The organism is Streptomyces sp. NPDC044704 (genome assembly GCF_056433525.1).
Map to the genome: position 1 here is coordinate 129,946 of NZ_JBWKGY010000014.1, position 21,857 is coordinate 151,802.

The 21,857-nt window shown below is 72.3% G+C and carries 19 protein-coding genes and 1 pseudogene; 8 read left to right on the forward strand and 12 right to left on the reverse strand.

What is annotated here, in order from left to right; all coding sequences use genetic code 11:
• Positions 1–14 precede the first annotated feature (14 nt).
• Both AC07B0_RS28975 and AC07B0_RS28980 read right to left on the reverse strand, forming a co-directional pair.
• Positions 15–929 (reverse strand): DMT family transporter, encoded by a 915-nt coding sequence (locus AC07B0_RS28975; protein ID WP_478899228.1) that lies wholly within the window; start codon positions 927–929, stop codon positions 15–17.
• Between the two features lie 145 nt (positions 930–1,074).
• Positions 1,075–1,692, reverse strand: a complete 618-nt coding sequence (locus tag AC07B0_RS28980) for a dihydrofolate reductase family protein (RefSeq protein ID WP_467293094.1) — start codon at positions 1,690–1,692, stop codon at positions 1,075–1,077.
• Positions 1,693–1,870: 178 nt separating this feature from the next.
• On the opposite strand from AC07B0_RS28980, the pseudogene AC07B0_RS28985 reads away from it, so the two are divergent.
• A pseudogene (locus tag AC07B0_RS28985) lies at positions 1,871–2,267 on the forward strand (SDR family oxidoreductase).
• A gap of 112 nt (positions 2,268–2,379) precedes the next feature.
• Here AC07B0_RS28985 and alc read toward each other — a convergent pair.
• Positions 2,380–3,513: an allantoicase gene (gene alc, locus AC07B0_RS28990; RefSeq protein ID WP_356876349.1), complete on the reverse strand. Its 1,134-nt coding sequence runs from the start codon at positions 3,511–3,513 to the stop codon at positions 2,380–2,382.
• A gap of 2 nt (positions 3,514–3,515) precedes the next feature.
• Positions 3,516–4,850 (reverse strand): allantoinase AllB, encoded by a 1,335-nt coding sequence (gene allB / locus AC07B0_RS28995; protein WP_467293459.1) that lies wholly within the window; start codon positions 4,848–4,850, stop codon positions 3,516–3,518.
• 337 nt (positions 4,851–5,187) lie between these two features.
• Between allB and AC07B0_RS29000 the strand changes: the two genes are divergently transcribed.
• Entirely contained in the window at positions 5,188–5,991 is an 804-nt protein-coding gene (locus tag AC07B0_RS29000; RefSeq protein WP_356876353.1) for an IclR family transcriptional regulator, read from the forward strand.
• A 65-nt stretch (positions 5,992–6,056) separates the two neighbouring features.
• On the opposite strand, the gene AC07B0_RS29005 is transcribed toward AC07B0_RS29000, so the two are convergent.
• Together AC07B0_RS29005 and AC07B0_RS29010 are read right to left on the reverse strand one after the other, a co-directional pair.
• Positions 6,057–6,746, reverse strand: a complete 690-nt coding sequence (locus AC07B0_RS29005) for an ABC transporter ATP-binding protein (RefSeq protein WP_356876355.1) — start codon at positions 6,744–6,746, stop codon at positions 6,057–6,059.
• Positions 6,743–7,831: an ABC transporter permease gene (locus tag AC07B0_RS29010; protein WP_356876357.1), complete on the reverse strand. Its 1,089-nt coding sequence runs from the start codon at positions 7,829–7,831 to the stop codon at positions 6,743–6,745. The genes AC07B0_RS29005 and AC07B0_RS29010 overlap by 4 nt, the downstream gene beginning before the upstream one ends.
• Positions 7,832–7,965: 134 nt before the next feature.
• Between AC07B0_RS29010 and AC07B0_RS29015 the strand changes: the two genes are divergently transcribed.
• Both AC07B0_RS29015 and AC07B0_RS29020 read left to right on the forward strand, forming a co-directional pair.
• Positions 7,966–9,159 (forward strand): sensor histidine kinase, encoded by a 1,194-nt coding sequence (locus tag AC07B0_RS29015; protein WP_478899229.1) that lies wholly within the window; start codon positions 7,966–7,968, stop codon positions 9,157–9,159.
• Positions 9,159–9,791 carry a response regulator transcription factor gene (locus AC07B0_RS29020; protein WP_356876361.1) on the forward strand — a complete coding sequence of 211 codons (633 nt, stop codon included), beginning with the start codon at positions 9,159–9,161 and terminating at the stop codon, positions 9,789–9,791. The genes AC07B0_RS29015 and AC07B0_RS29020 overlap by 1 nt, the downstream gene beginning before the upstream one ends.
• Before the next feature lie 9 nt (positions 9,792–9,800).
• Here the strand turns inward: AC07B0_RS29020 and yczR are convergent, their stop codons facing one another.
• Positions 9,801–11,288, reverse strand: a complete 1,488-nt coding sequence (yczR, locus tag AC07B0_RS29025) for a MocR-like transcription factor YczR (RefSeq protein ID WP_356876363.1) — start codon at positions 11,286–11,288, stop codon at positions 9,801–9,803.
• 88 nt (positions 11,289–11,376) lie between these two features.
• On the opposite strand from yczR, the gene AC07B0_RS29030 reads away from it, so the two are divergent.
• The 4 genes from AC07B0_RS29030 (at position 11,377) to AC07B0_RS29045 (ending at position 15,608) form a co-directional block, all read left to right on the forward strand.
• A complete protein-coding gene (locus tag AC07B0_RS29030; RefSeq protein ID WP_478899230.1) occupies positions 11,377–11,583 on the forward strand; it encodes a hypothetical protein in 207 nt (68 codons plus the stop codon).
• Positions 11,538–12,224 carry a nucleotidyltransferase family protein gene (locus AC07B0_RS29035; RefSeq protein ID WP_478899231.1) on the forward strand — a complete coding sequence of 229 codons (687 nt, stop codon included), beginning with the start codon at positions 11,538–11,540 and terminating at the stop codon, positions 12,222–12,224. The genes AC07B0_RS29030 and AC07B0_RS29035 overlap by 46 nt, the downstream gene beginning before the upstream one ends.
• 241 nt (positions 12,225–12,465) lie before the next feature.
• Positions 12,466–14,085, forward strand: coding sequence for a malate synthase A (gene aceB / locus AC07B0_RS29040; protein ID WP_478899233.1), 1,620 nt, complete (start codon positions 12,466–12,468; stop codon positions 14,083–14,085).
• A 320-nt stretch (positions 14,086–14,405) separates the two neighbouring features.
• Complete coding sequence (locus tag AC07B0_RS29045; protein WP_356876371.1) at positions 14,406–15,608, forward strand: GDSL-type esterase/lipase family protein; 1,203 nt, start codon at positions 14,406–14,408, stop codon at positions 15,606–15,608.
• 117 nt (positions 15,609–15,725) lie between these two features.
• Here the strand turns inward: AC07B0_RS29045 and AC07B0_RS29050 are convergent, their stop codons facing one another.
• From AC07B0_RS29050 to uraH, 5 genes are all read right to left on the reverse strand, one after another.
• Entirely contained in the window at positions 15,726–16,817 is a 1,092-nt protein-coding gene (locus AC07B0_RS29050; RefSeq protein ID WP_356876373.1) for a Rossmann-fold NAD(P)-binding domain-containing protein, read from the reverse strand.
• A gap of 385 nt (positions 16,818–17,202) precedes the next feature.
• Positions 17,203–18,594 (reverse strand): nucleobase:cation symporter-2 family protein, encoded by a 1,392-nt coding sequence (locus AC07B0_RS29055; RefSeq protein WP_356876375.1) that lies wholly within the window; start codon positions 18,592–18,594, stop codon positions 17,203–17,205.
• 352 nt (positions 18,595–18,946) lie between these two features.
• The gene (locus tag AC07B0_RS29060) at positions 18,947–20,350 is read right to left on the reverse strand and encodes an 8-oxoguanine deaminase (RefSeq protein WP_356876377.1); all 1,404 of its coding nucleotides are present in this window, start codon (positions 20,348–20,350) and stop codon (positions 18,947–18,949) included.
• A 190-nt stretch (positions 20,351–20,540) separates the two neighbouring features.
• Positions 20,541–21,464: a factor-independent urate hydroxylase gene (pucL, locus tag AC07B0_RS29065; protein WP_356876379.1), complete on the reverse strand. Its 924-nt coding sequence runs from the start codon at positions 21,462–21,464 to the stop codon at positions 20,541–20,543.
• A 1-nt stretch (position 21,465) separates the two neighbouring features.
• On the reverse strand, positions 21,466–21,855 hold the full coding sequence (gene uraH, locus AC07B0_RS29070; protein WP_281204049.1) for a hydroxyisourate hydrolase: 390 nt from the start codon (positions 21,853–21,855) through the stop codon (positions 21,466–21,468).
• Positions 21,856–21,857 lie beyond the last annotated feature (2 nt).

Sequence of the window (21,857 nt, forward strand, 5' to 3'; positions counted from 1 at the left end):
CCGCGGCCGGTCGTTCAGCCCGCCGCGCGACGTCCCCAGGCGGTACCGGCGAGTACCAGGGCGGCGCCCGTCAGACCCGCGGCGCCGAGGTGCTCGCCGCCGAGGGCGATGCCCGCCGCGGCGGCCCAGAGGGGTTCGGTGCCGAGCAGCAGGCTGACCCGGGAGGGCGAGGTGCGGCGCACGGCCCACATCTGCACGAAGAAGGCGAAGAGGGTGCAGAAGACGGAGAGGAAGACGAGGCCGGCCCATTCGGCGGCCCCGAAGTCCGCCGCGGCCGCCCACGGGGAGGCGCCCGTGCCCGGCAGGGCCGCGAGGACGGCAAACACCAGGACGGCGCCGCCGAGCTGGACGGTGGTCAGGGAGAGCGGGTCGGCGTCCTGGACGCTCTTGATCCGGGCCATCAGCAGCACGTGGAGGGTGCGGGCGAGGGCGGCGCCGAGGATCAGCAGGTCGCCGGCGCCGGGTGCGGTGAACCCGGCGCCCTGGGTGAGCAGGACGACACCGGCGACGGACACCGCGGCGGCGCCGAGGAAGGCGGGCGAGGGGGCGGTCCGCCGGACGGCCGATTCGGCGAGCGGGGTGAAGATCATGGTCAGGCTGATGATCAGCCCGGCGTTGGTGGCGGAGGTGTGCACCACCCCGTAGGTCTCCAGCAGGAAGATCCCGCCGAGTACGAGGCCCAGCACCCCGGCGCCGCGCATCTGGGCGGCGTTCAGCGCGCGCAGCCGGCTCCACCCGGCGAGGACCAGGACGGGCAGCACGAGCGCGAAGCGCAGTACGAGGACCGCGATCACGGTGTGCGGGGTGGTGATCCCCTTGGCCGCGAGGTAGCTGCCGCCCCAGACGACGGCGACGAGCAGCACGGGCAGGTCGGCGAGCCGGGCCCGGCGTTCTGCGAGGGCGGGCGAGGGGGCGGCGAGCGTGGACACCGGGGCGTCTCCAGCGGCGGGAAGGGGGTGGAGACTTCGGCGGCTCGCACGGGTGCGGGCCCACGGTAGCCGAGTCGATCTTCCCGGTCGACCGGTTTCCGCGGCGCCCCTCCCCCGCTCCGGCCGGCCCGGCGCGCCGGAGGGGTTACTCGCCGATCGTGCCGAAGGCGGCGCGGCCGGCGGTCCGGTAGGTGTGGATCGCGATGCCGCTGCCCGTGGTGCGGGAGGCCGTCAGCTCGAAGGCCGTCGGCAGGCCGCCGGTGGAGAAGAGGCGGCGGCCGGCTCCCAGGAACACCGGGAAGGTCAGCAGGTTCAGCTCCTCGACGAGGTCCCGGGCGAGCAGCCACTGCGCCAGCTGCCCGCTGCCGTGCAGCTGGAGTTCGCCGTCGGTCGCGTCCTTGGCCCGGACCACCTCCGCCTGGAGCTGCTCGCCGTCCACGACGGTGGTGCCGGCCCAGGCGGGCTCCTTGAGGGTGGTGGAGGCCACGTACTTCGGCAGTCGGTTCAGCGGGCCCGCGATCGGGTCGGCGGGATCGGTCTGCTTCGGCCAGTACCCGGCGAAGATCTCGTACGTCTTGCGCCCGAGCAGGAACGCCCCGGCGCGGCCGAACAGTTCCGCGGCGAACTCCCCCATGCCCTCGTCGGCGAAGGGCGCCACCCAGCCGCCGTACTCGAAGCCGCCGCTGGTGTCCTCCTGCGGGCCCCCGGGGGCCTGGTACACGCCGTCGAGGGTCAGGAAGGTGGTGAGGGTCAGCTTGCCCATGGCTCTGCGCTCCTTGCTGGTTCGTCCTTGCCGGGTCGTCCTTGCCCGGGTTCAGACTCCCGGACCCCTCGGAACTCATCGGCGCGGCGCGCGAAAACGCCGTGTCCGATTCCTGCCGGCGGGCCGCCCCGGACTCCCATTTCATTGAAATCGCAACCAACTGACGAGGGAGAGCACCATGAACGGATCCGTGGCACTGGTGACCGGCGGCGGTCGCGGGATCGGCGCGGCCGGCGCCCTGCGGCTCGCGGAGGACGGGTTCGACGTCGTGATCACGTACGTCGACGACGCCGGGGCGGCGGCGGGGGTGATCGGCGAGGTCGAGGCCCTCGGGCGGCGCGGGCTGGCCGTACGCGCCGACGCGGGCGACCCCGAACATCGTCCACCCGGGTCCGGTGGACGCCGGCATGAACCCGGCCGACGGGCCCTACGCGGCGCCCCAGGCGGCGATGACGGCCCTCGGCCGTTTCGGCACCGCCCGGGAGGTGGCGGCCATGGTGTCCTTCCTCGCCGGAGCGGACGCCCGGTACGTCACGGGCGCGGAGTTCTCCGTGGACGGCGGGCACGCGGCGTAGCGGGGCGCGGCGGGCGTGACGAAGGGGCGCGCCGGCTCGCGGTGCGCCCCTTCGGTCAGGGCCCGCGCCCCGGGGGTGTCGGCCCCCGGGGCGGTCGTCGGGAGGGGTGGCGTCAGCCGCCCAGCTCCTGGTGGCGGGCGGCGTGCGCGGCCGCGCCCGTCTCCGTCAGCGAGCCGTACAGACGCAGGCGGGAGAAGCCGCCGTCCGGGAAGATGTCGATCCGCACGTGCGTGCCGACCGCCGGGGCGTCCAGTACGAAGCGGTGGTTGGTGTCGGGCTGGAGGCGGGTGCGCGGCAGGAACTCCGTCCACTCGCCCTCCTCGCCGGTCTTGACCGACAGCGAGGCCCAGCCGGCCGAGTTGCCCTTGAGGTACGCGGTGTCGATCTCGACGGCGCGGATCTCGGACTCGGCGACGAGCTGGTAGCGGATCCAGTCGTTGCCGTTGTCGCGGCGGCGGGCGGTCTCCCAGCCGTCGTCCATCTTGCGGGAGCGGCCCGGGTTGATGGTGTTGGTCGGCGGGGAGTAGAAGCGGTTGGACGCGTCCTCCACCGAGCCGCCGTTCTCCAGCGCGACGACGTCGAAGGTGCCGAGCGTGGCGAGCCACTGCGGGTCGGGGACGACCTCGCCGTAGACGCGCAGGCGGGCGATGCCGCCGTCGGGGTGCTGGTTGACGCGCAGGTGCGTGAAGCGCTGCTCGGCGCTGACCTCGAAGCCGTTGGCCGCGTGGCCGCCAACCGGGGTGCGCGGGACGAGCACGGTCCACTTGACGTCGTCGCCGAGGAGCTCCTCCGGGGTCGGCGCGAGGGCGCCTTCCCAGTTGGTGCCCTCGACGGAGACGGCCTGCGGCATGTTGCCGCGGAAGTGGGCGGTGTCGACGACGATGCCGCGGATCACGCCGGGGGCGCCGAGGCGCACCAGGGCGTAGTCGTGGTCCTCGGGGGTCGGCCAGGGCTGGGTGGCGGAGACGCCGCGGCGGCGGCGGGTCTCCCAGCCGTCCATGACCTTGCCCTTGTGGCCGAAGTGCTCGGGGTCGAAGTGCGCGGCCTCGGCGATGAGCAGGTTCTCGCGCATGGCGAAGAACTCGTCGTTGGCGAAGGTGACACCGGCGCCCAGCTCACGGGCGGCGAGGTTCGCGTACTGGGTGAACGGGAAGTCCGCGGTGCGGTAGTCCGCGTACGGGTCGCCGCCTCCGTACGGGTTCGCGTTGCCGGTGAAGGAAGCCAGTCCAGTTGAACGCTGTGCCACTGTCAGTTCTGCCTTTCGAGGAGGAGGCCCGTGGGCTCGGTCGGGGTGCCGTGGTCGGCGATCTGGGTGCCGCGCAGCCAGGTGGACTTCACGACGCCGTGCAGGGTCTTGCCCGCGTACGCCGTGACCCGGTTGCGGTGGTGCAGTTCCGCGGGGTCCACGGTGAAGGTCTCTTCGGGTGCCAGGACGGCGAAGTCGGCGTCGCGGCCCGCCTCGATCGCGCCCTTCTGGGCCAGTCCGGCGAGGGCGGCCGGGGCGGCCGACATCCAGCGGACGACGTCCTCCAGGCTGCGGCCGCGCCTGCGCGCCTCGGTCCAGATCGCCGGGAGGCCCAGCTGGAGGGAGGAGATGCCGCCCCAGGCGGTGGCGAAGTCGCCGGTCTTCAGGTCCGCGGTGGAGGGCGAGTGGTCGGAGACGATGCAGTCGATGGTGCCGTCGGCGAGCGCGTCCCACAGGAGGTCCTGGTTGGCGGCCTCGCGGATGGGCGGGCAGCACTTGAACTCGGTGGCGCCGTCCGGGACTTCCTCGGCGGTGAGGGTGAGGAAGTGCGGGCAGGACTCGACGGTGATCTGCACGCCCTCGGCCTTGGCCGCGGCGATCAGCGGCAGCGCGTCGGAGGAGGACAGGTGCAGCACGTGGACGCGGGCGTTCAGCCGCCGGGCCTGGTCGATCAGGTTCTGGATCGCGGTGTTCTCGGCGTCCTTGGGACGCGAGGCCAGGAAGTCGGCGTACTTGGGGCCCGGGTTCTGCGGCGCGGACTCCAGGTGGTGCGGGTCCTCGGCGTGCACGATCATCAGGCCGCCGAAGCCGGTGATCTCCGCGAGGGAGGCGGCCAGCCGCTCCTGGTCGAGCTCGGGGAACTCCTCGACGCCCGAGGGCGACAGGAAGCACTTGAATCCGTAGACGCCGGCGTCGTGCAGCGGGCGCAGGTCCTTGACGTTGTCGGGCAGCGCGCCGCCCCAGAAGCCGATGTCCACGTGCGCCTTGGTCCGGGCGACCTCCTGCTTGACGCGGAGGTTGTCGGCCGTGGTGGTCGGCGGCAGGGAGTTGAGCGGCATGTCGAGGATGGTGGTGATGCCGCCGGCGGCGGCGGCGCGGGTGGCCGTCCAGAAGCCCTCCCACTCCGTGCGGCCCGGGTCGTTCACGTGGACGTGGGTGTCGACCAGGCCGGGGAGCAGGACGTCGTCTCCGAAGTCCTCCAGCCGTGCTCCGGCCGGTACCTCGGCGTCGTGCGCCAGCACCGCCGTGATCTTCCCGCCGGCGACGGCCACCGAGGCGGCGCGCGTCCCCTCGGGGGTGATGACGCGCGTCGAGCGCAGTACCAGTTCCACAGCCACGTCGGCCACCGGAACCTCCCCATCTACTTCCACAGAGCGAAATTCAACGTTCTGTTGACGGAGTCTTCACCCCGATCCGGAAGCAGTCAAGAGCGACCGGACGGACCGCTGACCCTCTCGGGCCGCAATTGGATGTTTCCACAGGATGGAATTAAGATTTCACTATCCAGAATGTAGCTACCACCACCAGGAACCGGACGGGTAACTTCCCGAGGACGTCCGCCACCAGGACAAACCGCCTCTGACCGGCGGGGACGGCAAGGGCCCGGATCTAGGGCCGCCGCCGACCGACCGGTAGGCTGCTCCCTTGCCTGCCAGCACCGAAAGGACCGCGCCCGTGCCGACGTCCAGCGCCAGCACCACCGACGCTTCCGCCAAGCCCACCGCCGCCAGCGGTGGCGTCCAGTCCCTCGAGCGCGCCTTCGATCTGCTCGAACGCATGGCCGACGCCGGGGGCGAAGTCGGACTCAGCGAGCTCTCCGCCGCCAGCGGCCTCCCGCTGCCCACCATCCACCGCCTGATGCGCACCCTCGTGGCGTGCGGCTACGTCCGGCAGCAGCCCAACCGGCGCTACTCCCTCGGCCCCCGGCTGATCCGCCTCGGCGAGTCCGCCTCGCGCCTGCTGGGCACCTGGGCCCGCCCCTACCTCGCCCGTCTGGTCGAGGAGACCGGTGAGACGGCCAACATGGCCCTCCTCGACGGGGACGAGATCGTCTACGTCGCGCAGGTGCCGTCCAAGCACTCCATGCGCATGTTCACCGAGGTCGGCCGCCGGGTGCTCCCGCACTCCACGGGCGTGGGCAAGGCGCTGCTCGCCCACACCCCCGCCGACGAGGTCCGCGCCCTGCTGTCCCGCACCGGGATGCCGGCCGCGACCGAGAAGACCATCACCACGCCCGAGGGCTTCCTGGAGGCGCTGGAGAAGGTCCGCAAGGCGGGCTACGCGGTCGACGACAACGAGCAGGAAATAGGAGTCCGCTGCCTCGCCGTGTCGGTGCCGAACTCGCCGACCGCCGCCGCGATCTCCATCTCCGGCCCGGCCGGCCGTGTCACGGAGGCCGTCGCCGAGTCCTTCGTGCCGATCCTCCAGGGCGTCGCCGCCGAACTGTCGGTGGCCCTCCAGAGCCAGAACCCGGCCTGACCCCGTACGCGTACGAAGGCCCCCGCCGCCCCTCTCCGGAGGGGCCGCGGGGGCCTTCGTACGCTTCAGGCCGCCGGGGACGGCTCCGGCGCGGTGAGGCGGCCGTCGGCCATCGTCGCCGTACGGTCCGTGCGGTCCAGGTGGGCGTGGTCGTGGGTGACCAGCACCGTGGCCGTGGAGCGCTCCCGGGTGAGGGCGACCAGCAGGTCGAGCACGGCCGCGCCCCGCTCGTGGTCGAGGGCGCTGGTGGGCTCGTCGACCAGCAGCACCGCGGGCTCGTTCATCAGGGCGCGGGCGATGTTGACGCGCTGGCGCTGGCCGCCGGACAGTTCGTGCGGGCGCTTGCCGGCCTTGTCGGCCAGGCCCACCGCCTCCAGCAGCTCCAGCGCGCGCCGGCGCATCCGGCCCGAGGGCCGGCCGGAGAGGTGGGCCATGACCTGGAGCTGTTCCAGGGCCGTCAGCGAGGCCAGCAGGTTCGGCTGCTGGAAGACGATGCCGATCTCCTCCCGGCGCAGGGCCGACTTCTCGGCGGCGCCGAGCAGGGCGGTGTCGCGGCCCGCGACGACGACCCGGCCGGAGTCCGGGGTGACCAGGGTCGCGGCCACCGCCAGCAGGCTGGACTTGCCGGAGCCGGACGGCCCGATGACGGCGGTCATGGTGCCCGCGGGCACCTCCAGGGACACCGCGTCCAGGGCGGTGAGGCGGCCTTCCCCGTCGGGGTACGTGAGCGTGACGTCGTGGACGAGCAGGGTCATCGGGCGCTCCCGAGGGCGGTCAGCGGGTCGACGGCGGTGATCCGCCGGATGGACAGGGCGGCGCCCAGCACGCCCAGCGCGATCATGATCGCGGCGGGGACCAGCACGGTGGCCGCGTCGAGGACGAAGGGCACGTCGCCCCCGCTGATCAGCGCGCCGGCGGCCACGGCCAGGGCGGTGCCGGCCCCGGTGCCGATCGCCAGCATCACCACGGCCTGGCCGAGGGCGTCCTTCAGCAGGTACGGGGTGGAGGCGCCGAGCGCCTTCAGCACGGCGACGTCGCCGCTGCGCTGGATCGTCCACACCGTGAAGAAGGCCCCTATGACCAGGGCCGAGATGGCGAAGAGGAAGCCGCGCATCAGCTGGAGCGAGCCGTTCTCGGCCTGGTAGGAGCCTATGGCGCCCAGGGCGTCCTCGACGGTCTGGGCGCGGGTCGAGGCGGCCCGGTCGCCCGCGGCCCAGTCCACGGCTCCGTCGCCGTCGAGGGCCAGGACGGTGGCCAGGGACTCCAGGGAGGTTCCGGGGTTGCCGATGCGCTGCCAGTCGTTCAGGTCCATCCACACCACCGGGGTGTGGCTGTAGGCGGCCGTGCCGGAGACGCCGGCCACCGTCAGCTCCAGCGGACCGGCCTTCAGCTTGGCGCCCGCGGTGAGCCCGCCGAGCTCCTCGGCCGCCTTCTCGCTGAGGACGACCTGCCCCTGGGTGAGCCCGGCGCCGGCCGGCGCGAGACGGCCGGCCGATTCGACGCCGAAGAGGGACACGGCGGCGGTGCGCTCACCCGAGACCGCGTTGGTGGTGCGGATCCCGAGCGGCTCCGCCGACGTCACCCCCGGCCGCTCGCGCCAGGCCCGCCAGGCGCTCTCGGGCACCTGGGAGCTGGTGAAGGACACCTTCTGGTCCCCGGCGGGCGCGGCGAAGGCCAGCCGGGTCGCGGGCAGCCCCGTGATGGCCGAGATGTTCTCCCGGGCCAGTCCGGAGGTGAGCCCGGACAGCAGGCCGACCAGCAGTGTGATCAGCAGGACCACCGAGCCCATGAGGGCGAACCGGCCCTTGGCGAACCGTAGATCTCTCCATGCGACGAACATGTCCCCCACCTTGGTCTTCCGCGTGGGCACGGGACATCGCGCCACAGTAGTGATCCTCGTATCGAAAGACCCGTCCCGACATCGAACTTTTGGTTGACCGGAGCTCCCGGCGGCCGACTTACGCTGGTCGGGCCATGTCCGACGCCCCGCGCCCGCGCCCCCCGACCCCCGTCTCCCGCGTCCTGCGGCTGTGCCTGCACGCGCTGCTCTTCGGGCTGCTCGCGCTGGCCGCCGGGCGGGCCGTCGCCGCACCCGGGCCCGGGGCCCAACCGGTGATCGCGGCCTGCGCGCTGCTGGGCGCCGTGTACGTGGCGGGCGTACTGACCCCCTCCGTCCAGCGCTCCGCGCGCGCCGCCGCGGTGTGGCTGGCCGCGGTGGGGGCGGCCTGGGCCGCGCTGCTGGTGGTCTCGCCCGACGGGCTGTGGATCGCCTTCCCCCTGTACTTCCTGGAGCTGCACCTGCTGCGGCTGCGCTGGGGCGTAGCGGCCGTCGCCGTCACCGCCTGCGCGGCGATCGGCGGGTTCCTCGCGCACAGCGGCGCGGTCACCCCCGGGGCCTTCCTGGGCCCGCTGCTGGGCGGGGCGGTGGCCGTCGCGACGGTGCTCGGCTACCAGGCCCTCTACCGCGAGAGCGAACGCCGCCGCGAGCTGATCGAGGAGCTGATGGCCACCCGGGCCGAGCTGGCGGCCGCCGAGCGGGGCGCGGGGATCCTGGCCGAGCGCGAGCGCCTGGCCCGGGAGATCCACGACACCCTGGCCCAGGGCCTGTCCTCGATCCAGCTGCTGCTGCGCGCGGCGGAGCGCGCCCTGCCGCCCGACGCCCCGGCCGCCGAGCACATCGGCCGGGCCCGGGAGGCCGCGCAGGAGAACCTCGCCGAGGCGCGCCGCTTCGTCCGGGCCCTGACCCCGCCGGACCTGGAGCACGGTTCGCTCGCCGGGGCGCTGGAGCGGCTCTGCTCGGGGGTGCCCGGTCCGCGCGTGCGGTTCTCCGTGAGCGGCGACCCGCGCGTCCTGCCCACCCCGTACGAGGTGGCGCTGCTGCGGATCGCGCAGTCGGCGCTGGCCAACGTCGTGCGGCACGCACGGGCCGGGCGCGCCGAGATCACCCTGACCTTCATGGACACCTCGGTGACCCTGGACGTGGTCGACGACGGCCGGGGCTTCGACCCCGCCGCCGCGCCCTCGGCGCCCGCGGACGGGGGCGGTTTCGGCCTGCCGGCGATGCGCGCGCGGGCCGAGACCCTCGGCGGGCTGTTCACCGTCGAGTCCGACCCGGGCCAGGGCACCGCCGTGGCCGTCACCCTGCCCCTGCCCTTGGAGGCGTCCTGATGACGATCCGGCTGCTGCTCGCCGACGACCACCCGGTGGTGCGGGCCGGGCTGCGCGCGGTACTGGACACCGAACCGGACTTCGAGGTGGTCGCGGAGGCCGCGACGGCGGAGCGGGCGGTGGAGCTGGCGGCCTCGGAGCCGGTGGACGTGGTCCTGATGGACCTCCAGTTCGGGGCCGGGATGCACGGCTCGGCGGCCACGGAGGCGATCACCGCGCGGCCCGGCGGGCCGCGGGTGCTGGTGCTGACCACGTACGACACGGACGCGGACATCCTGGCGGCGGTCGAGGCGGGCGCCTCCGGCTACCTGTTGAAGGACGCCCCTCCGGAGGAGCTGGCGGCGGCGGTGCGCACGGCGGCGGCGGGCCAGTCGGCGCTGGCCCCGGCGGTGGCGCTGCGGCTGATGGACCGCATGCGGACGCCCGCCGAGGCGCTGACGAAGCGGGAGCTGGAGGTGCTCCAGCTGGTCGCGGACGGCCTGTCGAACCAGCAGATCTCCAAGCGGCTCTTCCTCAGCCAGGCCACGGTCAAGTCCCACCTGGTGCACGTCTACGCGAAGCTCGGCGTCGACTCCCGCACGGCGGCCGTGGCGGTGGCCGGCTCCCGCCGCCTGATCCGCGCGCACGGGTGACCGTACGGCCTACGCCACCCAGTGCGGGCGCTCCACCGCCGGGGCCAGCGGTACGCCGTCGTGGAAGGCCGACGCGAGGAGCCGTACGCCCTCGTCGAGCCGGTCGGCGGGCAGGGTGTACGGGATCCGCAGCCGGTGTTCGAAGGTCCCCGGGTCCACGCCGAAGCGGGCTCCGCGGCCGATGTGGACGCCCGCGGCCGCGGCCCGTTCGGCGAGCGCGGAGCTCACCGGTTCGCCGAGGTCCACCCAGAGCGAGAGGCCGCCCGGGGGCAGCTGCCAGGACCATTCGGGGGTGTGTCGCTGGAGGGACCCGACGAGGGCCTCGCGCTGGACGCGCAGCTGGGCGATGCGCGCGGGCAGGGACCGGTCGAGGGCGTCCATCAGGGGCAGCGCCACGACCTGGTCGAGTACGGAGCCGGTCATGTCGGCGGAGACGCGTACGGCCGTCAGCTCGGTGATCATCTTGGCGGTGGCCCGGATCCAGCCGACCCGCAGGCCGCCCCAGTGCGTCTTGCTGAGCGAGCCGATGGTGATCACGTGGTCGGCGCCGCCGCGCGGGGCCAGCGAGGCCAGGGGGGCGGGGGCCGGCACGTCCAGCGCGATGTCGGCGATGGTCTCGTCGACCACCAGCCAGGTACCGGTGGCCCGGGTCGCGGCGAGGAGGCGCAGCCGCTGTTCCGGTGGCATCAGCGCGCCCGTCGGGTTGTGGAAGTCGGGGATCACGTACGCCAGCCGCGGGACGGTCTGGCGCAGCGTGGACTCGGCGATCTCCAGGTCCCAGCCCGCGTCGGAGACCGCGATGGAGCCGGTGCGCAGCCGGGCGTGGCGCAGGGCGTCGAGGGCGTTGGCGTAGGTGGGGTTCTCGGTGACGACCCGGTCCCCGGGCCGGCAGAGGAGGCTGACGACCAGGGCGAAGGCCTGCTGGGCCCCGGCGGTGACGAGGATCTGCTCGGGGCGCGTGGGCAGCCCGCGCCGGGTGAAGCGGTCGGCGACGGCCGTGCGCAGGTCGGGCAGCCCGAAGGGGTGGTAGCCGGGGGTGCGGGCGAGCTCGGGCAGCCGGGGCGCCGCCCAGGCCAGGGCTTCCGCGAGGCTGCCGTCGGGGGCGCCCATGGCGGCGATGGCGAGGTCGATGCCCGGTTCGTCGTCGGCCCGTCCGCCGATGCCGCCGACGAGGGCGTGGGTGCCGACGGGGCGGTGGCCTTCGGGCAGTTCGGTCCAGGTGCCGGAGCCTCGCCTGCTGCGCACGTAGCCGCTCTCGCGGAGCAGGTCGTAGGCGCCGGTGACGGTGGCGCGGCTGGCGCCGACGGCCTCGGCGAGTTCGCGTTCGGCGGGGAGGCGGACGTGCAGGGCGATCCGGCCGTCGAGGATCAGGGTGCGGACGGCGTCCGCGAGGGCCCGGTAGCCGGGGCGGGCCAGAACCTCCGCGGGGAGCAGTGCGGCGAGCTGCCGACTGCCGATCGTTCTGTCCGCCGTCTGGACCACTCGCGCGTTCGCCATGCCAACCTCCCCCGATTGGCTCTGCCAGCCAGGCCAATCCAGGTCCAGACTCGCCTCATTGGACCCCGATTGGCAAGGAGAAGCCGATATGTACGAGCAGGTGTTCACCGACCGTGACGAGCGGGCCATGGCGGCCGCCTTCGAGAACCGGATCTCCGAGCCGCTACGGATCGGCGCCGCGCTGGCCGCCGTCGGACGCGCCCTGGCGGGGCGCCCGCGGCGGGCCTCGAAGGCGCGAGAATCGTTGCCATGTCAGCACCCGAACGCCTCACCGACCCGTCCGCTGCCGCAGTAGCCACCCCGCACGCCGGGGAGGGACCGGTGGTCGCGGGGCTGCTCCTGGCCGCCGGCGGCGGGCGCCGTCTCGGCGGACACCCCAAGGCCCTCCTGACCTACCGGGGCCGCCCGCTCGTGGAGAACGCGGTGCGCGTGCTGCGCGAGGCAGGCTGCGGTCCGGTCCACGTGGTGCTCGGGGCCTCGGCGGCCGAGGTCCGCGAGCGGGCCGACCTGACGGGCTGCGTGGTGGTGGACAACCCGGACTGGGAGGAGGGCATGGGCTCCTCCCTGCGGGTCGGCCTCGGTTCGCTGGCCGGTACGGGGGCCCGCGCGGCCCTGGTGTCCCTGGTGGACCAGCCCGGCATCGGCGCCGCGGCGGTGACCCGGGTCCGGGAGGCGTACCGCTCCCCCACGAGCCTGGCAGCGGCCGCGTACGGCGGGGAACGCGGGCATCCGGTCCTTTTCGGGGCGGACCGCTGGGCGGACATCGTGCGGACGGCGACCGGCGACCGGGGTGCGCGCGTCCATCTGAGGGAACACGCGAAGGAGGTCGTCCTGGTGGAGTGCGGGGACGTCGCGGTGGACTTCGACATCGACACCCCTCCCGACCTGGCACGACTGGCCGGGAGCGGGCCGGAGGAGGGCCTGCGCGGGGCGTGACCGAGGTGGCACCGAGGGCCACCGGCAGGCTGAATCTGTCGACTCAGAGAATCTCGACATCAACAAACCATTGAACTTCCACCATGAGGAAATTACTATCCACTGGTCAGAAGCGCCCTGAACCCCCAGACGGCGCCCGCGACCGTATTCCGGAACTCTCCACACCCGACGGCACTGCGTGCCGTCTCGCGCGAGCATTCCCCCGCGGCCGCCAGGCACCGCCGCTGAAGGAGTGACAGATATGTCCGCACCAGCGCCGTCCCCGCTGGCCATCGTCGACGCCGAGCCCCTGCCCCGGCAGGACGAAGTCCTCACCGAAGCGGCCCTCGCCTTCGTGGCCGAGCTCCACCGGCGGTTCGTCCCCCGCCGCGCGGAGCTCCTCGCCCGACGCGGCGAGCGGCGCGCCGAGATCGCCCGGACCTCCACCCTCGACTTCCTCCCGGACACCGCACAGGTCCGCGAGGGCGACTGGAAGGTCGCGCCGGCCCCGGCCGCGCTGAACGACCGCCGCGTGGAGATCACCGGTCCGACGGACCGCAAGATGACCATCAACGCCCTGAACTCGGGCGCCAAGGTCTGGCTCGCCGACTTCGAGGACGCCTCGGCTCCCACCTGGGAGAACGTCGTCCTCGGCCAGCTCAATCTCATCGACGCCTACGAGCGCCGCATCGACTTCACCGACCCGCGCACGGGCAAGGCGTACGCGCTGAAGCCCGCCGACCAGCTCGCCACCGTCGTGATGCGGCCGCGCGGCTGGCACCTGGAGGAGCGCCACCTCCGCTTCGAGGGCGGCCCGGCCTCCGGCTCGCTCGTGGACTTCGGCCTGTACTTCTTCCACAACGCGCAGCGCCTGATCGGCCTCGGCAAGGGCCCGTACTTCTACCTGCCGAAGACGGAGTCGCACCTGGAGGCCCGCCTCTGGAACGAGATCTTCGTCTTCGCCCAGGACTACGTCGGCATCCCGCAGGGCACCGTCCGCGCGACCGTCCTCATCGAGACCATCACCGCGGCCTACGAGATGGAAGAGATCCTCTTCGAGCTCAAGGACCACGCGGCGGGCCTGAACGCGGGCCGCTGGGACTACCTGTTCTCCATCGTGAAGAACTTCCGCGACGGCGGCGAGAAGTTCGTCCTGCCGGACCGCAACGCGGTGACCATGACCGCCCCCTTCATGCGGGCGTACACCGAACTGCTGGTCCGCACCTGCCACAAGCGCGGCGCGCACGCGATCGGCGGCATGGCGGCCTTCATCCCGTCCCGCAAGGACGCCGAGGTGAACAAGGTGGCCTTCGAGAAGGTCAAGGCCGACAAGGACCGTGAGGCCGGCGACGGCTTCGACGGCTCCTGGGTCGCCCACCCCGACCTGGTCCCGATCGCGATGGCCTCCTTCGACGCCGTCCTGGGCGACAAGCCGAACCAGAAGGACCGCCTCCGCGAGGACGTCTCGGTCGCCCCCGGCGAGCTGATCGCGATCGACTCCCTGGACGCGAAGCCGACGTACGAGGGCCTGCGCAACGCGGTCCAGGTCGGCACCCGTTACATCGAGGCGTGGCTGCGCGGCCTCGGCGCCGTCGGCATCTTCGGCCTCATGGAGGACGCCGCCACCGCCGAGATCTCCCGCTCGCAGATCTGGCAGTGGATCAACGCCGGAGTCGTCTTCGAGAACGGCAAGACGGCCACCGCCGAGCTGACCCGCGAGATCGCCGCCGAGGAACTCGCCGCCATCCGCGCCGAGGTCGGCGAGGAGGCCTTCGCGGCCGGCAAGTGGCAGCAGGCCCACGACCTGCTCCTCCAGGTCTCCCTGGACGCCGACTACGCGGACTTCCTCACCCTCCCCGCGTACGACCAGCTCATCGGCTGACCACCGCTTCGGCTGTCACGCACAGCAGCCGGAACACCGCCTCCGCCCCCGTCGCCCCCAAGGCGCCGGGGGCGGAGGCGTTTTCGGCCCCGGCCGGAACGGCCCGGCGGCCGCGGACCGGAGTCCGGACGGACAAGCGGAATCCACCGGCCCGAACGACCGGTCGGTCGTTACTCCATCGTAATCTGCGGCTACCTAGCGGTAACAACCGTCGGCATGTCACCTTTCCGAAAGCCACCGGCCGGCGGTATCCCCCACTTCCCCAGCCACGCACCGGAGTTCTTGCCGTCTCCGGCGTGGCCTACCGCAGGAGTTCCGCAGTGATCGGATTCCGCAACGCCAGCAAGAGCAGGAACGGCGGCCGGGTGCGACGGCCCGTCAGGGCCGCGGTGGCCGTCTCGGCCGTCGCCGGCGCACTGATCGCCGCCGGCGCCGGCACCTCGGCGGCAGGCCCCCGGCCCGGACCGGGCACGGGACCCACCGCCGTGGTGTCCATGGGCGACAGCTACATCTCCGGCGAGGCCGGACGCTGGAAGGGCAACAGCCTGACCAACAGCGGGAGCAGGAACGGCACCGACCGGGCGTGGGTCAGCGGCAGTTCCTACGATCCCTCCAAGGTCTACGGCGCCACGGCGGGCGGCTGTCACCGCTCGGACTCGGCCGAGGTGTTCAGCGCGGGCGCGATCGCCGAGACGGCCGTGAACCTGGCCTGCTCCGGAGCGGTCTCCCGGAACGTCTTCCGGGCCTCGAACGGCGGCGTGTCCCAGAACGGCGAGGCCCCGCAGGCCGACCGGCTCGCGGCGGTGGCCGCGAGCAACAACGTGAAGATCATCGCCCTCTCCGTCGGCGGGAACGACCTGGGCTTCGCCGACATCATCAAGGACTGCGCCTACGACTTCGTGCTCTGGGGCTCCTACTGCCACGACGACCAGCAGGAGGGCGTCGACGCGAAGATGGACGGGGTCATGGCGGACGTCGGCAAGTCCGTCGACGAGATCCGCGCCGTGATGCGCGCGGCCGGGTACGCGGACTCCTCGTACCGCATCGTGCTCCAGTCGTACCCGTCGCCGATCCCGCGCGGCGCGGAGAACCGGTACACCCAGAGCGACTGGAGCCGGCTCAACACCGGCGGCTGCCCCTTCTGGAACCGGGACTCGGACTGGGCGCGGGACTCCCTCGTACCCCAGATCTCGAACCGCCTCAAGGCCGTCGCCGCCGCCAAGGGCGCCCAGTTCCTCGACCTGCGGGACATGATGCAGGGGCGCGAGGTGTGCGCGAAGGCCAGCAAGCAGGTCAGCTCCTCGGTCCCGGCCTCGGCGAAGACGAGCGAATGGGCGCGCTGGATCGACAACAACGAGTCGCAGGGCCTGATCCAGGAGTCCATGCACCCGAACCACTTCGGACAGCTGGCAGCCGGGCGCTGCCTGGCACTGGCCGTCGCCCAGCCCGCCGGCTCGGGCGTCAGCTGCAAGAACACGGCCGGGGGCGACCACAGCGGGATGTACCTGACGCCCGCCCCGTAGCCGCGATCACCCCGTGGGGACGTCGCCCGACGCCCGCGGGGCGCGAACGAGCGGGCCGCCGTGGCCGGTCCACGGCGGCCCGCTCCGCTCCTCCCGCAGCGACGCCCGCGGCCGGGCCTACGTCGCCACCTCGAACCTTCCCTGCGCGGCGCCCGGTTGGCCCGGCAGGGCGGCCAGGGCCGTGGCGAAGGCGGCGCGGCAGCGGAGCCAGTCCGGGTCCGCCGAGGTGGTGTGCAGGTCGCGGAGTTTGGGCAGCAGGTCCGCGGAGAAGTCGCGGGCGGCCTCGGCCGGGAGCAGGGACGGCAGGTTGTCGATGGCGATCACGTCCAGCGGGCGGTTCCCGCCGCGCAGGCGCCGGGCCGGGACCGTCCAGTCGGTGAGTTCGTCGTACACGGGCAGCAGGTGCAGCTCGGATCCCGTGTCACAGGTGATGTCGGCGATGACCGAGAGCCTGCGGGCCCCGGCCTCCAGGTCGTCCGGGGTCAGGAAGGGCGCCACGGGCCGGGTCGTGAGCACCGCGTTGACCAGGATGTCGTGCTCCAGCAGCGCGGCCTTGTCCAGCCGGCCCGTCGCGGCACGGCCCCAGCGGGTGACGGGGATTCCGGCCGCGGCGAGGGCGTCGCAGGCGCCGCGTCCGCTGCGGCCGCCGGCTCCGATCACCAGGGCCCGTAACCCGTCGGGCGCGGAGGCGCGGAGGCGGGCGTCGAGTTCGGCGCGGGCCTGGGGCACGAGCGGGGCCGCGAGCCGGCCGCGGGCGTGCAGTGCGGCAAGGGCGGCGCCCGCGTAGCCCGCCCAGTAGCCGAAGGCGGCCAGGCGACGGCCCTGCGCGTCGGCGAGGTACTCCAGGTCGAGCAGGGTTCCGCCGCCGGCCGCGAAGCGCCTCAGCAGGCCGGGCGCCTGGGCCTGGCCCTTGTAGGCGTGCCCGAAGTACACGTGCCGGTGGTGCAGGCGCTCGGGCGCGGGCGGGAGTTCCTTCAGTCCGAGGACGTACGCCGACCCGGGCGCGGCCTCGGCCCAGGAGCCGGCCGGGGCGGCGCGGCAGCCGGCGGCCAGGTAGTCGTCGAGGGGGAAGACCCGGTGCGCGGAGTCCTCCACGGTGACGCGTACGCCCTGCCGGACGAGGCGTCCGGCGTCGTCGGGGGTGAGCGGGGCGCGCCGTTCGGTGGGCCGGGTCTCGTTGCGCATCCAGAGCTGCGGAAGATCTGCCATCGCTGTGCCACCTGTCTGCTCAGAGGGGTGGGGACGAGCGGGCGGCGCGCGGGCCCCGGGGGTGGGGGGGACCACGTGCTCATGCGATGTCTTTCCGCGTCCTTGACGCTGCACGCGGGTTCGGGGAGGGAACTCCGGGCCCGGGCGCACCGTGCGCACCGCGGGTCTTCCCGGGCCCCAGAGCTGCGGCGACGACGGCCGCTTGTGCGTCCGGGCGCCGGGGGCGTGCGCTGCTGCGGGGCGGGGGCCGGGCGGCGCGCGTACGCGTGCGGCGGTGCGCACGTCACACCCGCAGTGGGTGACGTACGCACCGCCGCACGCCGGTCGGGTGGGGCCGCGGTGCCGGTGGTCCCGGTACCGTCGCTCCCCGTGCCGGGGTCCCGCGTCAGTGCACGAAGGCGGGTTCCGGGGCCTGTTCGGAGGCGGCGCCCTTCCTGGAGCCGAGGTGGTTGAAGGCCAGGTTGAGGACGATCGCGACGACGCATCCGGTGCTGATGCCGGAGTCGAGGACGACGAGGAGGTCCTTGGGGAAGGCGTGGTAGAACTCCGGCGCGGCGATCGGGATCAGGCCGATGCCGACGGAGGCGGCGACGATCAGCGCGTTCTCGCCCCGCTCCATGGCCGCGCCGGCCAGGGTCTGGATGCCGCTCGCCGCGACCGAGCCGAAGAGGACGATGCCGGCGCCGCCGAGGACGGGCAGCGGCACGACCCCGATGACGGAGGCGGCCACCGGACACAGGCCGAGCAGGATCAGGATGCCGCCGCCCGCGGCGACCACGAAGCGGCTGCGCACCTTGGTCATCGCGACCAGGCCGATGTTCTGGGCGAAGGCGCTGCACATGAAGCCGTTGAACAGCGGGCTGATGGCGCTGCCGAGGGTGTCGGCGCGCAGGCCGCCCTCGATGGTCTTCGCGTCCGCCGGCCGGCCGACGATCTTGCCGAGGGCCAGGATGTCGGCGGTGGACTCCGTCATGCAGACGAGCATGACGATGCACATCGAGATGATGGCGGCGACCTGGAACTGGGGGGCGCCGAAGTGGAAGGGGGTGGGGAAGCCGACGAGGTCCGCGTTGCGGATGGCGTCGAAGCTGGTCATGTTCAGCGGTATCGCGATGAGCGTGCCCGCGATCAGGCCGAGCAGGATGGAGATCTGCTGGAGGAAGCCGCGCAGGAACTTCCGCATCAGCAGGACGATCGCCAGGGTGAGGGCGGCCATGCCGATGTTCTGCATCGAGCCGTAGTCGGAGGCGGTGCTGTTCCCGCCCTGCGACCAGTTGAACGCCACCGGGAGCAGTGACACGCCGATCAGCGTGATGACGGTGCCGGTGACGACGGGCGGGAAGAAGCGGACGAGCTTGCCGAAGTAGGGGGCGGCGAGGAAGCCCACGAGTCCGGCGACGATGATCGCGCCGAAGATGACGGGGATGGCGTTGTCCCCCTCCCCCTTGCCGATGGCGATCATCGGGGTCACGCCGGCGAAGGAGACGCCGTTGACGAAGGGGAGTTTGGCGCCGATCTTCCAGAACCCGAGGGTCTGGAGGAGGGTGGCCAGGCCTGCGGTGAAGAGGGAGGCGCCCATCAGGAAGGCGGTCTCGGTGGCGGAGAGACCGACGGCGGGGCCGACGATCATGGGCGGTGCGACGACACCCGCGTACATGGCGGCCACGTGCTGGAGGCCGCTCGTGAACATCTTCAGCGGGGGCAAGGTCTCGTCGACCGGGTGCTTCTCCTCCGGTACTGCGACTGCATCTTTGCGAAACCTGGGCGTTGCGGCCACGGCTTCCTCCGGTCGGTTAAACACGTCGGCAGGGACGTGGGTGTCTTGGAGGTGGTGCGAAAGCGTGCTGGTCGAGCCTGTCTTCAGTTGTGGGGTCGTGCCGAATGCGGGTCCCAAGGGGTGCGGAAACGATTCGCCCAAAAACCGGTTCCACGAGGGGTGCTGCGCTGGAGCTGGTGGTGCCGTGGCAGTGGCGCGGGACGAGTGCTGCGGGGCAGCCGTCACGGGTCACCGGCCCCGGGGGCGCCCTCGGATCTCTCCTCGGGCGCGTCCCGGGAACGGCTGCCGCGGACCCCGCTCGGGTCCGCGGCCGCCGGCCGGGGGCCGTCCCCCCCGACCGGACTCCGGGGGATCAGGCCTGCGCGGAGATCCGCGCGAGGCGCTGGGCCTCTTCCCGCGTGGACACCGCGATGGCGTCCTCGTCGGCGAAGAGCAGTCGGTTGTTCTCGACGATCTGCTTGCCGTTGACGAACGAGGCCGTCACCGGGGCCGCCGCACCGAAGACCAGCGCGGTGACCGGGTCGGCGATCGAGGAGTGCAGGAAGGTGTTCAGGTTCCACAGGACGAGGTCGGCGCACTTGCCGACCTCAAGCGAGCCGATGTTGTCGGCGCGGCCGAGGACCTGGGCGCCACCGTAGGTACCGAGGCGCAGGGCCTGGCGCGCGTTGAGGGCGCGCTCGCGGTGGACCGGGTTCAGGCGGTTGATCAGCAGCGCGTTGCGCAGCTCGGTGTGCAGCTCGCCGGACTCGTTGGAGGCGGTGCCGTCCACGCCGAGGCCCACCGGTACGCCGGCGGCCAGCATGTCCGGGACGCGGGCGATGCCGGCGGCCAGACGGGCGTTGGAGGACGGGCAGTGCGCGACACCGGTCTTGGTGCGGGCGAACGCGGCGATGTCGGAGTCGTTCATGTGGACGCTGTGCGCCATCCACACGTCCTCGCCGAGCCAGCCGGTCGACTCGAAGTAGTCGGTCGGGCCCATGCCGAACAGTTCCTTGCAGAACTGCTCTTCCTCGACGGTCTCGGAGCCGTGCGTGTGCAGGCGCACACCCAGGCGGCGGGCCAGCTCGGCGCCCTGCTTGAGCAGTTCGGTGGAGACCGAGAAGGGGGAGCAGGGGGCGACGGCGACCTGGGTCATCGAGTCGAAGGAGGCGTCGTGGTACTTCTTGACGGTCGCCTCGGTGTCGGAGAGCGCGCCTTCGAGGGTCTCGACGGCGTGGTCCGGCGGCAGGCCGCCGTCCTTCTCGCTGCGGTCCATCGAACCGCGGGCGAGGGTGAAGCGGACACCCATCTCGGACGCGGCGCGGATGATCGAGCCGGACAGGTCGCCGGAGCCCTTGGGGAAGACGTAGTGGTGGTCCATCGCGGTGGTGACGCCACCCTTGGCCATCGCGGCGAGGGAGCCCTGCGCGGCCGAGTACGTCATCTGCTCGTCGATGCGCGCCCAGGTCGGGTACAGCGAGACCAGCCAGTTGAAGAGGTTGTGGTCGGTGGCCAGGCCACGCGTGATCCACTGGTAGAAGTGGTGGTGCGTGTTGACCAGACCGGGAGTCACGAGGTGCCCGGTGCCGTCGATGCGGCGGACTACGTTCTCGAGGTTCTCGGGGGCCTTGCCCGCGCCGATGGACTCGATCTTGTTGCCGGCGACGACGATGTGACCCGAGGCGTACTCGGTGTCGTTGGCGTCGACGGTCGCAATCGCACAGTTCTCGATGACGATGCGCTCGACGGCGCTGTCAGGGGCTGCCGATGCTGCCATGGGACTTCCTCGTGCTTTCAGTGGCGGTGCGGGCACGGCAAAACCCAGGGGATTTGAGTGCCGGAGCCGGGGGCCTTGGCAGCTGACAGTACTGCCGCCCCGTGTGTTGCGTCCGGGTGCCGATTCAGGAAGTTGAAGAGTGTCGCGCGCCCCGGGGCCACTGCGGAGCCCCGGGACGCGCGTGCCGCGCTCAGAGGTTGGTCATGTCCACGGGGATACGGGCGTCAACGCCGTCGCGGAGAACCGTCGCCTCGATCAGACCGTACGGGCGGTCGGCGGCGAAGTAGACCTCGTTGTCGTTCTTGAGCCCGAAGGGCTCCAGGTCGACGAGGAAGTGGTGCTTGTTCGGAAGCGAGAAGCGGACCTCGTCGATCTCCGAACGGTGGTTGATGATGCGCGAACCCATCTGGTACAGGGTCTGCTGCAGCGAGAGGGAGTAGGTCTCCGCGAAGGCCTGGAGCATGTGCTTGCGGGTCTCGGCGTAGGACTTCTCCCAGTTGGGCATCCGCTGCTCGTCATCGGACCAGGCGAAGCGCCAGCGAGCCGAAACCTGGGTCGCCAGGATGCGGTCGTAGGCCTCCTTCAGCGTCGTGTACTTGTCCTTCACGTAACCCCAGAACTCGGAGTTCGTGGAGTTCATGACGACGAGGTCCTTGAGGCCGGAGATGACCTCCCAGTTCTTGCCGTCGTACGTGATCTGGGTGACGCGGGTCTCGCCGCCGTTGCGGACGAAGGAGTGGTTCACCTCGTCGGAGCCGATGAACTTGGAGTTGGCGTCCGAGGTGGCGATCCGGGACCAGGAGTACTCCTCGATCCGGATGCGCGCCTTCTGGATCGGCTCCTGGCTGTTGACGAACCAGCGCGCCAGGTGGATGCCGAACTGCTCGGCGGACTCGATGCCGTATTCCTTCGCGAAGGCGTACACCGTGTTCTTGGTGGTGTCCGTCGGCAGCACGTTGGCGTTCGAGCCGGAGTAGTGGACGTCGTCCATGTCGCCGGAGAGGGCGACCGAGACGTTCAGGTCCTTGATGTGGTGGGTGTCGCCGTCCCGCGTGATCTTGACGACGCGGTTCTCTGCTTTGCCGTACTGGTTCTGGCCGAGAATCGTGGCCATGCTAGCTCCCTCGGTAAACGGAGTAGCCGAACGGGTTGAGCAGCAGCGGTACGTGGTAGTGCTCGCCCGGGTTCACCGCAAAGGTGATGGTGACCTCGGGGAAGAACGCACCGCTGTCCCTTACGCGGGGGGCGTCCTGCTGCGCCTCGGCTTGCTTCTTGGAGAAGTACGTCTCGGTCTCGAAGTCGAGACGCACGTGGGTGGTGCCCTCCGGCAGCGCCGGCAGGTCCTTGCAGCGCCCGTCCGCATCGGTGGCGGATCCGCCCAGGGCCGCCCACTCGCCGTCGAGACCCGTACGGGCCGACAGGGAGATGGCGACGCCCTCGGCGGGCTTGCCGATGCTGGTGTCCAGGATGTGAGTGGACACCGACGCGGTGGTTGCCGTGCTCATGG

What these genes read in the sequence shown, in the direction of transcription:
- aceB (WP_478899233.1), top strand. Translation starts at nt 12,466, where the DNA reads ATGTCCGCACCAGCGCCGTCCCCGCTGGCCATCGTCGACGCCGAGCCC.
- AC07B0_RS29060 (WP_356876377.1), bottom strand. Translation starts at nt 20,350, where the DNA reads ATGGCAGCATCGGCAGCCCCTGACAGCGCCGTCGAGCGCATCGTCATC.
- AC07B0_RS28980 (WP_467293094.1), bottom strand. Translation starts at nt 1,692, where the DNA reads ATGGGCAAGCTGACCCTCACCACCTTCCTGACCCTCGACGGCGTGTAC.
- uraH (WP_281204049.1), bottom strand. Translation starts at nt 21,855, where the DNA reads ATGAGCACGGCAACCACCGCGTCGGTGTCCACTCACATCCTGGACACC.
- AC07B0_RS29030 (WP_478899230.1), top strand. Translation starts at nt 11,377, where the DNA reads ATGTACGAGCAGGTGTTCACCGACCGTGACGAGCGGGCCATGGCGGCC.
- AC07B0_RS29050 (WP_356876373.1), bottom strand. Translation starts at nt 16,817, where the DNA reads ATGGCAGATCTTCCGCAGCTCTGGATGCGCAACGAGACCCGGCCCACC.
- AC07B0_RS29010 (WP_356876357.1), bottom strand. Translation starts at nt 7,831, where the DNA reads ATGTTCGTCGCATGGAGAGATCTACGGTTCGCCAAGGGCCGGTTCGCC.
- pucL (WP_356876379.1), bottom strand. Translation starts at nt 21,464, where the DNA reads ATGGCCACGATTCTCGGCCAGAACCAGTACGGCAAAGCAGAGAACCGC.
- AC07B0_RS29015 (WP_478899229.1), top strand. Translation starts at nt 7,966, where the DNA reads ATGTCCGACGCCCCGCGCCCGCGCCCCCCGACCCCCGTCTCCCGCGTC.
- yczR (WP_356876363.1), bottom strand. Translation starts at nt 11,288, where the DNA reads ATGGCGAACGCGCGAGTGGTCCAGACGGCGGACAGAACGATCGGCAGT.
- AC07B0_RS29020 (WP_356876361.1), top strand. Translation starts at nt 9,159, where the DNA reads ATGACGATCCGGCTGCTGCTCGCCGACGACCACCCGGTGGTGCGGGCC.
- AC07B0_RS29035 (WP_478899231.1), top strand. Translation starts at nt 11,538, where the DNA reads ATGTCAGCACCCGAACGCCTCACCGACCCGTCCGCTGCCGCAGTAGCC.
- AC07B0_RS29005 (WP_356876355.1), bottom strand. Translation starts at nt 6,746, where the DNA reads ATGACCCTGCTCGTCCACGACGTCACGCTCACGTACCCCGACGGGGAA.